Here is an 11,387-nt window from a genome sequence, read left to right as displayed (position 1 = left end):
GATAAACATACGATAACTTATCAACAATCAACTAAATACGAGCGGCCGTTCTGCTCCGCATAGCGGCCGTTGAAAAACGCATTTGCGACCGCCAGAGGGCGCAAACTGCATTATATGCGTAAGTTTCCCGAAATACAATCATAATCACAAAATTATACGAGTTTTATGGAGGTAAAATCACACTTTTATATTGATACAAGAAATAGGTCTGAATTTCGGAACTGATTTTATACGATTTCTCGTTGCTCCGCCAATCATTCCGATAGCTGTTAAAATAATCTTTTTTACGTTTGCCATATGCCATCCTCTTGAGAAGGATGCCCACATTATCAGATATGTAAACGCACTGCATGTATCGTGGAGAAACGCCATGTTATTGATGCGGTTGTTACAGTCAATGTAATGGAGCATTGCCAGCTTTCAATCATGTGGATTTATTATATTATATATTAGTCATTCATATTGTAATAAGATAGGAATTCCGTTACAAATTGTTTTACATTTTTTACTTTTTCATCAAAGAAAATTTGCATTTTTATTTCGTCGTCAATAGTATCATTATTTTGGAAGAATTCAGTTGCAGATTCCATACAACCTTGCATGTAGCCTTGCACATAGCCTCGGACATAACCTTCTACAAAAGCATCAGCTCCATAACTATCAGGTTGATAATTTCTTTGCGCTTTCAGGGCAATATAAGCTCGTTCATTTGCTTCTTCATGCAATTTCTCTAAGTACTGCTCAAATTCGGTCATGTATGTGTTCCTCCCTTATCTATATGCGCTCTTCTTTTTTTATTATATTGTCATTTGCAGAAATCGGCAATATTGATTTTTGAGCGATAGTCTCTTTCCTAGTTGGTGAAAAGCAGTAGTATTATTTTTACTTTCTACTCTGGAAAATGGTTCTGTAACCGGCGTACGATGAAGAGTATTTTTGTGGCCTGGGAACTTTTTCACTTTATTATATAAAAATACCCCGCTCCTGGATATGGGGCAGGGGATTTTAGCTTAATATGTAACTGTTCCTGGCTGATAAATAATCGATTTCTTTGTGCCGATTCCGAGTATCTTGTTCAATTCAGAATAGAATATTTCTTTTTCGCTCATTTGATCTAAAAGCTTAAAGTCATAATCCCAAAAGCAAGACTCTACGCATCTTTCCAAATCTTCAATATCAGACATCATATTTTCAGTAAGTTCACAAGGATCTTCATTTTCTCCGCACTCTTCATCAGCGATCATTTTTTCACATTCTTGTTTCAAAATACTGAATACATATTCTCGATCTTCCTGCTGCATCTTTATAGTCGTACTTGTATTGCACGCTTCACACTGCTCAATTCCGTATCTGATCAGTTCATACATAACATATTCCAAGATAAGTGCTGGTATATATGTTTTTTCTGATTTCAATAAAGCAATCAAGTCTGAAAAAGCTGCTTTTCTTTTGTGTCTTGGATACGACTTTGGAAAAAAGCGGGCTAACATCCATTCATCATCCTTTAACGGTTCTGCAATTTCCAAGATTCTTTTTGAAATGAATTTTGCAATTAATTCATTTGCTTTGGCATCTCCAGTTCCTAATAAATCCGTCAATTGTAACATTTTTGATATCTCCTTTTTTGGTTTTCTTGCTTATAAGTATACATCTGTAAGCATTCTTTTTGGTTACACGACATGTAACTTTCATATTTTTCTGTGAAAAAAACGAAAAAAATTCCCAAATGCTATCCTGAAATAAAAAAGACAAGGAGGAATTGTTTATGATGTCATTTAAAGAAGTTTATGAAAAATTCAAATGTAACAAAACAGATGCCGCAGTAGCACGCAAAGCAAATCTGAACAAAACTACATTGTCACGTATCATTCGAGAATTGATTCCTGCGAATCGCAATTATCTCTGGAGCTTATGTTTTGCTTTAGAATTAAATTTAGATCAATCAGAAGAATTATTTGCTGCCGCGGGAATATATATGAATTCATCATATCATATGTCCGAACAAGAAAAAGATCGTGAGAAATTTTTGAAAGAATGCATCAACAAAAAACAATATAATGTGATTGAATTAAATGTTGAGTTATACGGGATGGGATATCAGTTATTGGGGAATCAGACATACACGAAACATTAGTGCATTGACACTTTTGGGGAATGTTGTTAACAATCAAATATAGCGAAGTGTTGCAGAATGTGATTAGTGCGGTGAAAAATATTTATATCTCCATACGCTTTCTATCGGCAAATTATAACCATCTGCCAGAATGTCAGCATTGCAGTGTGGACATTCGTACACTGGTTGCGCATTTTTCTGATTTGGATTATACTTAAACTATCAGGAGAAAGGAGGAACGATTGTATGCCACAAACAATTCATACACTGCTTACTCAGTATTTATCAGAAGTACAAAAGATTTACGGCGCACATCTCAAGAGCGTCATTTTATATGGTTCCTATGCAAGAGGTGATTATACATCCGATTCCGATGTTGATATCATGTTGTTGGTGGATTTAACACAGGAAGAAATGGATGCTTACTCGGATGCATTGTCAGAACTGGGATATGAGTATAATGTAAACTATGATATCTGGATGATGCCGGTTGTGAAAAATCTTCAGCATTTTAAGCAATGGGCAGCAGCATATCCTTTTTATACCAATGTACAGAAAGAAGGGGTGGTTTTATATGAAGCAGCCTGATTCATTGGATGTTGGAACAAAAATGGATGTAGTCCGTCATCGCTTAGAACGAATGCAGGAAAGAGATATCAGCAGAGCAGATGTAAAAAACGGGATTGCCACCGGGGAAATAAATATGTGTATGTTTTGTAAAAATACGACTACTATCCAGAGTACCACAACCCACGTTGTGAACTATAAAGACTGCATCATCGTAATCAAGAATGTTCCATGCCTTGAATGTGACCAGTGCGGCGAGAAATACTACACCGATGAAGTCGCTGAGAAACTGGAAATGATTGTAAATATGGCAAAGAAACTGATGCAGGAAATTGCGGTAATTGATTATAAGCAGGCAGCGTAGAATGAAGAACAAATTTAATATATGAAATTATTAGACAAACCCGATTTGTAGTATGATTCTACTGTTGGGTTTGTTTTGAGTATAATATGGTTTTTATCGTGTCAAATTTTGTGTTACAATAAAGACACCTCTTTTCAGAAGCGTCTTTCTCATGTAAAATACTAAAAAGCGGCTGTTTGTGCGGCTTTCACACTATTCAGTCCATCAATCCAGTTACATAGTATAATAATTGTTTCAAAATTTACATTGTATAGTGTACGACACCTTTTCGGCCACCCAACACATCTTTCCCTTTCAAATCATCCCAGGAGAAATCCGCCATTTCTTCCCTTGCGACAAGAAAGTTCCCGGCTCTTTGTGTAAGCTGCGCAAAGTTGACGATCACATCATTTGCACCTTCCTGATACGTGTAGATGGAAGATTCGCTTCCCATGAATCCGATATCGGCCTCCCCGGAAAGAACGGCGGTCATGACTTTATCTGCTCCAAAACCAGTGATGAGTTGGAGAGAAATTCCTTCTTCCTCAAAATACCCTTCTTCGATTGCCACGTATTGCGGTGCATAGAAGATAGAATGTGCAACTTCATTTAGAGTAACTTCCGTCATTTTTTTGTGAGCAGTGTTTTCGGAATTGCTTTCAGTGGCAGCAGGAACGGCAGCGGGATCACTGCTTTCATTTGCCGAGCATGCAGGGAGCAGGCTTACGAGAAGTATGCCTGCCAGTAAGAATGAGATGGTTTTCTTTTTCATAGTATCCTCCTGAACAAAAAAGTATCTGATTTAAGGTATGCACGGGATGGGGGAATGTGAGAAAATATTGACGAATATGGGGATTTGCCTGTTGAATTTAGATGTAACATCTTTTTATTTTGTGTATAATATAAACTGAACATGACATACAGATGTCGTGTTATGGATGGTATAATGAATCAGGAAGTGAACGTGATATGAAAATAGATAGGCTTATCGGTATTCTTTCTATCCTTTTGCAGGAAGAGAAAATTACTGCTCCGGAATTGGCAGAAAGATTTGAGGTTTCAAGAAGAACGATAAACAGAGATATTGAAGATTTATGTAGGGCCGGCATTCCGATTTTTACATCACAGGGTGCGGGCGGCGGCATCAGCATTATGGATGGTTATAGGATGGATCGGACGATTCTGACATCTAGGGATATGCAGATGATTCTGGCAGGTCTTCGAAGTCTTGACAGTGTGAGTGGAAGCCATTATTATGGGCAGCTTATGGAAAAACTCAAGGCTGGATCATCGGATGTTATCAGTGGAAATGAGTCTGTTCTTATCGACCTGTCATCGTGGAATAAAGATTCTCTGTCACCAAAGATTGAACTGATTCAGGATGCAATCGAGCTGGGGAAGACACTGAAGTTTATGTATTATGCGTCGGGCGGGAATACTGAGAGGGAGATGGAACCTTATTTTCTGATTTTCAAATGGTCAAGCTGGTACATCTATGGATATTGTCTGCTTAGGAATGACTATCGGATGTTCAAATTGAATCGAATGGCAGAACTGGTGCATGCCAGCGATTTTGAAAAATCTGGATAATTGAACAGGACTCTATGCTTAAAATGGTGTGGGACATTTGTTGTCTGCAGAGAAAATTCCTGCATTGCTCGCTGGGATACGGGAAATAATCTTCCGGATTTATCTGTGATAGTTGAACTTGCTGATTTTTATGATGTTGATCTAAATGAAATCTTTCGTGGAGAAAGGAGAAAGGAGACAATGGATACAGAGTTAAAGGATACCTTGTTGCAGGCAGCAGAATATTCAGAAGGTATAAGAAAAAATAATCAAAAGAATGCATTCGCTGTTTATTTGTGGTTGTATTACATTTGTATTTTACTTGACTGTTCTATTCTTAGAACCAGAACAAACATCTGACCTGTTTGATTTTATAGAGGGAATGTCTCTGGGCATTTCTTTTGGAATGGTTGTGGTAGGAATCATTATGACCAGCAAATATGCGGATAGAATCGTTGAGTGGAAAGTAAAGCACAAAATTATATCTGAATAAAAGATGTCAAAAGCCTTTCCGGTTAAGAGGGGCTTTTGCTTTTTTCCGTGGCGTTACAGCCGGTCATACCATGTTTGAAAAACAGATAGCCTATTGCAAAACTTCTCCATCGGGGATGCCAGGTTCGTTTTCAGTGGAAGCAGGCATATCAGCGGGCTCACTGGTTATACACGGATAACTTTATATAAAAATATAACATAGTATATTGTCAAATATGTTTTTAGACGGTATAATATAACATATTTTTCTGTGTGGTGATTACTATGAAGATATTAATAGACGAAACAGAACTAGATCTTCTGTTGGAAAAGAAGAAACAATTCATAGGGAAAGAGGTAGTTTGGGATAGCCTTTTGTCCGCGGTTTCGTTTCTGGTTTCGGTTTTTTTGGCAACCTACAAAGAAATATTTGGCGTGCCCGGAGCAGCAATAAAAACAACGTTTGTAATGTTGGGATTATTCTTTACAGCAAAAAGTGTAAAAGATATATGGTCCGGCGCGAAAAATAATTACTCGAAAGAAGATCTTTTTAAGGATATCAATAAATTAAACCAAATAACTCATAACCATTCTATTATAGCAATAAAAGATACGTATAGTGAATTCCCAAATAGATTCTTAGTGTATGATGAGCCGAAGTGGAATTGTAAATTGTTTTTAAATTACAAGACCAACCAAAACAATGAAAAATTTATTATAGATCATATCTCACATGAATTGAAAATAAAAAGCGAAGATATTTCTATTGAATATATGTCACAGAAAATTCATGAAAAATATTCACAAAATCATAAAGAAATGCGGGTTTATTGTCACAGACTTTATCAAGTTACGCTTAAAACGTTTCCAAATATAATGCAAGATAATTCGTTTGAAATTGATGGTGTACAGTATTATTGGATGAGCATTTCTGAGATGGAACGGGATAGTAGGATTAGGGAAGTGAATCAGGATATTGTTGATTTTGTAAAAGAAAATTGCAGTTGATTTAATGCTTTGCCAACCATCAATCGGATGGTTGGTATTTTATTACAGATATGAGTAAAGTCAGTGCGGCACTGTGAAATAACGAGAGTGATGATTTCCTGGAAAGGAGAAAATAATGGTTGGTAAAAAACTGTTAATCATAGAGGATGATATTGATTTAAGAGAAGGATTGCACTTTTCTTTTGAAGGAGATGGATATGAGGTTTTCGATGTGGGAACCGGAAGAGAGGGACAGCAGGAAATCAAAAAAGGCAGTTATGATCTTGTGCTTTTGGATTGCAACCTCCCGGATGGAACTGGATTTGATCTGTGCAGGAAAGTGCGCCGGTTCAGTATGATTCCCATTATCATGCTGACTGCCCGTGATACGGAAATGGATGAGATCAGGGCATTGGAACTGGGGGTGAATGATTATCTGTCAAAACCGTTTTCACTTGGTGTGCTGAAAGCGAGAATGAAACGGATTCTGAATGAAAAAGCAGAAACGGCAAATTTATGTTCCGGAAATATTGTCATTGATAAAAGTACCTGTAAAGTCTATAAGAATGAGGAAGAAATTACATTAAGCAAATTAGAGTACCGGCTGCTGATGTACTTGATTGAAAATAAAAATCATGTGCTGTCAAAGGAACAGATTTTAAGCCAGATATGGGATAGCGACGGAAAGTATGTAGATAACAATACAGTTTCTGTGAATATCAGCAGATTGAGAATGAAGATAGAAGAGGATGCATCCAATCCAAAGTTCATAAAGACCGTTCATGGAGTGGGATATATTTGGAAGGAATAAGAACATGATGCTCAATATCATACTTGTGGTGTTGTTATGTTTCACTGCAGGGTATAGTATTTATAAAAATAGAAAAACCTATCGTTCGATAGACAGGTTATTAGATTGTGTGTTAAATCAGGAAAAGATAGAACTATCCGATGTCCAGGAGGGAGAACTGTCTGCCCTGGTAAATAAGATCAATCGGATTCAGGAAGTTTTGGGAAAACAGGTGGAAGTGGCAGAAGCAGAAAAAGAGCAAGTAAAAAGCCTTGTTTCCAATATGTCGCATCAGCTTAAAACACCGTTAGCAAACCTCTCTATCTATACAGAAATATTAAACGGTCAGGAATTAGAGGAAAAGAAGCAAGCTGAAGTTGCTGAAAAAATCAAAAAGCAGATTGATAAGCTGGACTGGATCATAGGCTCATTGGCTAAGATGGTAAAACTGGAGCAGGATGTGATTGTATTTGATGCAGAAGGAATCTCAATCAGAAAAACGCTTCTGGATGCAATAGATACTGTATATGAAAAGCTAGAGAAGAAAGGGATCATGCTAATTTCGGAACCATATGAGGATATCCTGCTGTTCCATAACCGGAAGTGGACGGTTGAAGTTTTTGTAAATCTTCTGGAGAATGCGATCAAATACACGCAGCAGGGAGGCACAATCCAGATCAAGGTTTGTCCTTATGAAATCTATACGGAGATTCAGATTTTAGATAACGGATGCGGTATCCATGAGGAGGAGACAACGGAAATATTTAAACGCTTTTACAGAAGCCGGGAAGTGGAACACATAGAAGGCTCCGGCATTGGGCTGTATCTGTCTAACTTGATTCTTGAAAAGGAAAAAGGCTATATGGTAGTGAAGTCCGTCTATGGAGAAGGAAGCTGCTTTTCGGTGTTCTTACAAAACTGTAAGAATTGATTACCGCCCTGTAAAGAAAATGCAAGATTCCATAGATATACTGTTGGTATCAACAGGAAAGGAGCGGTAAGCCATGAGCAATATACTGGAATTAAGCCATGTAGAAAAAATATATGGTGAAAAAGAGAATCAGGTAAAAGCGCTAAAGGATATCAATATACAAGTTAAAGAAGGAGAATTTATTGCTATTGTAGGAACCTCTGGCAGTGGGAAATCCACACTTCTAAACCTTGTCGGAGGTTTGGATACTCCTACAAAGGGGAGAATTCTTGTAAAAGGGAAAGAGATCGGTACACTGACCAGAAAGGAACTGACCATTTTCCGACGGAGAAACATCGGGTTTGTGTTCCAAAATTACAGTCTCATGCCCGTCTTGAATGTGTATGATAATGTTGCCCTCCCGGTAACTTTTGACAAAGGAAAGCATATCAATCGTAAGTATATCGAACAATTGCTGAAGGAACTGGGAATCTGGGATAAACGGAAAAAGTATCCGAATGAGCTGTCAGGCGGACAGCAGCAGAGGGTTGCGATCGCAAGGGCCTTAGTCAATAAACCTGCAATCCTTCTGGCGGATGAACCCACCGGGAACCTTGATTCAGCTACAACCATAGAAGTTATCGGATTGCTGAAAACAAGCTGCAGAAAGTACAATCAGACAATCCTGATGGTAACGCATAATGAGACCATTGCACAGATTTGTGACAGAATCATCCATATTGAAGATGGAATGGTAACGTCAGGAACACACCTGTTTCCCCAAAAAGGTGGTGATGGCGTATGTTAATACTAGCGTATAAGTATATGCGGTATTATAAAAGTCAGACTTTTGCAATTCTGGCAAGTATCATCTTAACGGCTGCCTTGTTGTCTGGCGTTAGTTCCCTGATCTACAGCAGCCAGATGAACAGTCTGGAGACTCATAAGGCCATATATGGGGATTGGCATTATTACCTGGATGTGGAACCGGAGGTGTTTGAGGAAGTACGCAGTGGGCAAACAGATGCCGGATTTCAGGTAGAGCAATGCGGTAAAATGGAAATCCGGGATGTGGTGACAGAACCTTATCTCATCTATTTTATCAATACGGATGAATCTTACCGACAGATGGCACACCGGGAGCTTATTGAGGGAATTTATCCCGCAGGATCAAACGAGATCGCGGCGGATCGTTACACGTTGGGGAATTTGGGATTTTCAGGAGAGATTGGCGATACATTAAGCCTGAATGGAAAAGATTATGTCATGACCGGAATCATAAAAAGTGCCTGGGCAGCCAGTTCCAATGAAATGGAACTTTTTGTGGGAGAGGATTTTGAAGGCCGGGGAAGCCAGCCACTCTTATATTTGAGATTCGATGAAAGTGAGAAGCTGTATAAGCAGTTGGATGTGTTTTTGAAGAAGTATCAAATTTCCAGTGATGCAGTAACGGCAAATGATGAAGTTGTCAGGTATCTGGGCGGTGAGCAGCCGGACAGTATTGCAGACATCGTAAAGTTTGCATTGATAGATGAGAGTGGTAATTTCACATACATTGTTTTGAAATTGCAGAGCGAGTATAACCTGGCATTCAATGGGATGATCTTGCTGCTCTGTGTTTTTAGTCTGTTCATCATAAACAGCATCTTTCATATCTCTGTTTCCAAACGCACAGCGGAGTATGGCGTGATGCAGACACTTGGAATCAGTGAAAAAAGCATTGGCGGCACGCTGATTTTAGAATTATGGATCTTATTTTTTATCGGTTATCCGATGGGGTGTCTGTTAGGAAACGGGATTCTGAATCAGCTTTACGGACAGTTAGATGGTGTCTTTTCTACTCAAACGGTTGGAGTAGCAGGAACTGGTATTGAACTTTCCGGGCTGGATCAGACTGCCATCCAGGAGAGTATGAGAACTGCGGCGTTCCATGTGTCCTGGGATGCGATGGTCATCGGTTTTCTTTTCTTATTGGTAACATTGGCGGCCGTTGGTTTTTGCACGGTATACTCTGTGCGAAAACAATCGATCCGGCAGGTGATGAGCGGAGATACCTCTTTTGTAAAAAGCAGGAGGAAGATATACAGCTTAAGAAATGTCAGGCTTGCAAATGTTGTAGTAAGAAAATTCATGTTTTCTAATAAAAAAAGAGTCATTGGAATTTTGCTGTCCTTGTCGATTGGAGGATGTATCTTCCTTTGTACCACTTATATGGTGGAAAATCTGAAAGTACACGCAGAAATGTCCATGAAGTCAGACGATGGTCTGGGATCGGAATATAGGGTTTCTGTAAAATCAAATGTTTTGTCGGATACCATTCCGGCGTCAACCGTTGATGCAATAAAGGCTATGTCTGAGTTGTCGGAGGTATATGCAACGAAATATACGTTGGGAGAACTTACGATTCAGGCACAGGAACTGGAATGGGAGAAATATTTTAATGAGCGGAATGCAGACGGTTACTTCCAGCAGCAGTATGGGGGAATCTGTATAGACAAAGAAGATGGAACCTACGGGATCAAGTATGATGTTTACGGATATGATGCCGGATTACTCGAACAACTACAGGAGTTTATTCTGGAGGGAGAGATGATCCCGGAAAAGTTGGAAGAAGGGAATCAGATTATAGCAGTCGCAAACATGGACGGACAGGGAAATTATAACTTTTACGGAAAACATCCCGGAGATACGATTACACTGCGGGTTCCAGGAAACCTGAACTGTTCCCAGGAGGTGTTGACGTTCCGGGAGGCAGAGGAAAACTACATAGCAAAGGATTTTAAAATTGCAGCTATCGTAAGCCGCGCATTGGTCCAGGAGGACAGATTCCTGAACGTGGAACCATGGAGTAATAGTCCGAGTTTTATCATGACAAACCAACAGATGAGCAGTCAGTTTGGAATAGAGGATTACAGCTTTGTGAATGCATCCCCGGCTGCCGGGGCAGACCCTGATCAGGCAAGCGGTCAGTTACTGCAAAAGATTCAGGATGTACCAAAGGCGGTCTTGCAGGATTATACTGCAGCAATCGAAACCCAGAAGAATTATCTGCGGCAGCAACAGTTATTCTTTTCGGGAATTGCCCTGATCTTACTGGTGATCAGTTTGTTCCATATCATGAATAGTATGAACTATTCCATATTATTCCATAGGCGTGAATATGGTATTATCCGGGCGATGGGGATTACTGATATTGGATTTTATGGAATGATCTTAAGAACAGGATTCTTATATGGGATTCTGGCAGATTTGTTTATTTTCCTGATTTACAATATTGCTTTTCGGAAAATCATGGATTATTACATGGCTCATGTAGTACAGTTTCTGCACTTTACAGCAGGAGTTCCAAATGGGATCATGGCAGCGCTTATGGTTCTGAATATTTTGATTGCAATCATAGCAGTTAGTATTCCAGCGAGAAAGATTGTGAAATCGAATATTATAGATGAAATTGAGAGATAAATAGCAGTAAGGCGCATCACCAGAAATGGTGGTACGCCTCTATTTGATTGGAAAAGATCAATCTTTATTAACTAAGACTTCCCATACCCAAAATGGGCTTCGTACCTTGAAAACTCAATATTTCAGCTAACAAAATAGCGATTTATGCTTTAGCTGCCCACGAATCAAGTGCATT

Annotated in this window: 11 protein-coding genes and 3 pseudogenes; 11 read left to right on the top strand and 3 right to left on the bottom strand. The window is 38.9% G+C overall.

Annotated features, from left to right (window positions below; all coding sequences use genetic code 11):
- Positions 1-449: 449 nt before the first annotated feature.
- A complete protein-coding gene (locus ACTNBF_RS15695; protein WP_441024418.1) occupies positions 450-755 on the bottom strand; it encodes a hypothetical protein in 306 nt (101 codons plus the stop codon).
- A 255-nt stretch (positions 756-1,010) separates the two neighbouring features.
- The gene (locus ACTNBF_RS15690) at positions 1,011-1,607 is read right to left on the bottom strand and encodes a hypothetical protein (protein ID WP_441028052.1); all 597 of its coding nucleotides are present in this window, start codon (positions 1,605-1,607) and stop codon (positions 1,011-1,013) included.
- Positions 1,608-1,765: 158 nt separating this feature from the next.
- Here ACTNBF_RS15690 and ACTNBF_RS15685 point away from each other — a divergent pair, with 158 nt between their 5' ends.
- The 4 genes and pseudogenes from ACTNBF_RS15685 to ACTNBF_RS15670 all read left to right on the top strand — a co-directional run bounded on the left by ACTNBF_RS15685 (position 1,766) and on the right by ACTNBF_RS15670 (position 3,044).
- Positions 1,766-2,134 (top strand): hypothetical protein, encoded by a 369-nt coding sequence (locus tag ACTNBF_RS15685; RefSeq protein ID WP_441028054.1) that lies wholly within the window; start codon positions 1,766-1,768, stop codon positions 2,132-2,134.
- A gap of 225 nt (positions 2,135-2,359) precedes the next feature.
- Entirely contained in the window at positions 2,360-2,701 is a 342-nt protein-coding gene (locus ACTNBF_RS15680) for a nucleotidyltransferase domain-containing protein (protein ID WP_441024421.1), read from the top strand.
- Positions 2,661-2,804 (top strand): annotated as a pseudogene (locus ACTNBF_RS15675) (DUF4258 domain-containing protein); the annotation flags it as partial. The gene ACTNBF_RS15680 and the pseudogene ACTNBF_RS15675, both read left to right, overlap by 41 nt.
- A gap of 12 nt (positions 2,805-2,816) precedes the next feature.
- Positions 2,817-3,044, top strand: coding sequence for a type II toxin-antitoxin system MqsA family antitoxin (locus ACTNBF_RS15670; RefSeq protein WP_441024533.1), 228 nt, complete (start codon positions 2,817-2,819; stop codon positions 3,042-3,044).
- 262 nt (positions 3,045-3,306) lie between these two features.
- Here ACTNBF_RS15670 and ACTNBF_RS15665 read toward each other — a convergent pair.
- Positions 3,307-3,795 (bottom strand): annotated as a pseudogene (locus tag ACTNBF_RS15665) (ABC transporter substrate-binding protein); the annotation flags it as partial.
- 197 nt (positions 3,796-3,992) lie between these two features.
- On the opposite strand from ACTNBF_RS15665, the pseudogene ACTNBF_RS15660 reads away from it, so the two are divergent.
- The 7 genes and pseudogenes from ACTNBF_RS15660 to ACTNBF_RS15630 form a co-directional block, all read left to right on the top strand.
- Positions 3,993-4,595: pseudogene (locus ACTNBF_RS15660) on the top strand (helix-turn-helix transcriptional regulator); the annotation flags it as partial.
- Between the two features lie 123 nt (positions 4,596-4,718).
- Positions 4,719-4,952 carry a hypothetical protein gene (locus ACTNBF_RS15655; RefSeq protein WP_441016037.1) on the top strand — a complete coding sequence of 78 codons (234 nt, stop codon included), beginning with the start codon at positions 4,719-4,721 and terminating at the stop codon, positions 4,950-4,952.
- A 396-nt stretch (positions 4,953-5,348) separates the two neighbouring features.
- On the top strand, positions 5,349-6,071 hold the full coding sequence (locus tag ACTNBF_RS15650; protein ID WP_427805656.1) for a hypothetical protein: 723 nt from the start codon (positions 5,349-5,351) through the stop codon (positions 6,069-6,071).
- A gap of 115 nt (positions 6,072-6,186) precedes the next feature.
- The gene (locus ACTNBF_RS15645) at positions 6,187-6,861 is read left to right on the top strand and encodes a response regulator transcription factor (RefSeq protein WP_427805657.1); all 675 of its coding nucleotides are present in this window, start codon (positions 6,187-6,189) and stop codon (positions 6,859-6,861) included.
- 109 nt (positions 6,862-6,970) lie between these two features.
- The gene (locus ACTNBF_RS15640; RefSeq protein ID WP_427805658.1) at positions 6,971-7,771 is read left to right on the top strand and encodes a sensor histidine kinase; all 801 of its coding nucleotides are present in this window, start codon (positions 6,971-6,973) and stop codon (positions 7,769-7,771) included.
- Positions 7,772-7,844: 73 nt separating this feature from the next.
- Positions 7,845-8,558 carry an ABC transporter ATP-binding protein gene (locus ACTNBF_RS15635; RefSeq protein WP_427805659.1) on the top strand — a complete coding sequence of 238 codons (714 nt, stop codon included), beginning with the start codon at positions 7,845-7,847 and terminating at the stop codon, positions 8,556-8,558.
- Positions 8,552-11,212 (top strand): FtsX-like permease family protein, encoded by a 2,661-nt coding sequence (locus ACTNBF_RS15630; protein WP_441089635.1) that lies wholly within the window; start codon positions 8,552-8,554, stop codon positions 11,210-11,212. The genes ACTNBF_RS15635 and ACTNBF_RS15630 overlap by 7 nt, the downstream gene beginning before the upstream one ends.
- Positions 11,213-11,387 lie beyond the last annotated feature (175 nt).

Source organism: Bariatricus sp. HCP28S3_A4 (assembly GCF_052066395.1).
Lineage (GTDB): Bacteria > Bacillota > Clostridia > Lachnospirales > Lachnospiraceae > Allocoprococcus.
The sequence above is the reverse complement of the archived record's forward strand: the minus strand, read 5'-3'. Positions and strand labels throughout refer to the sequence as shown.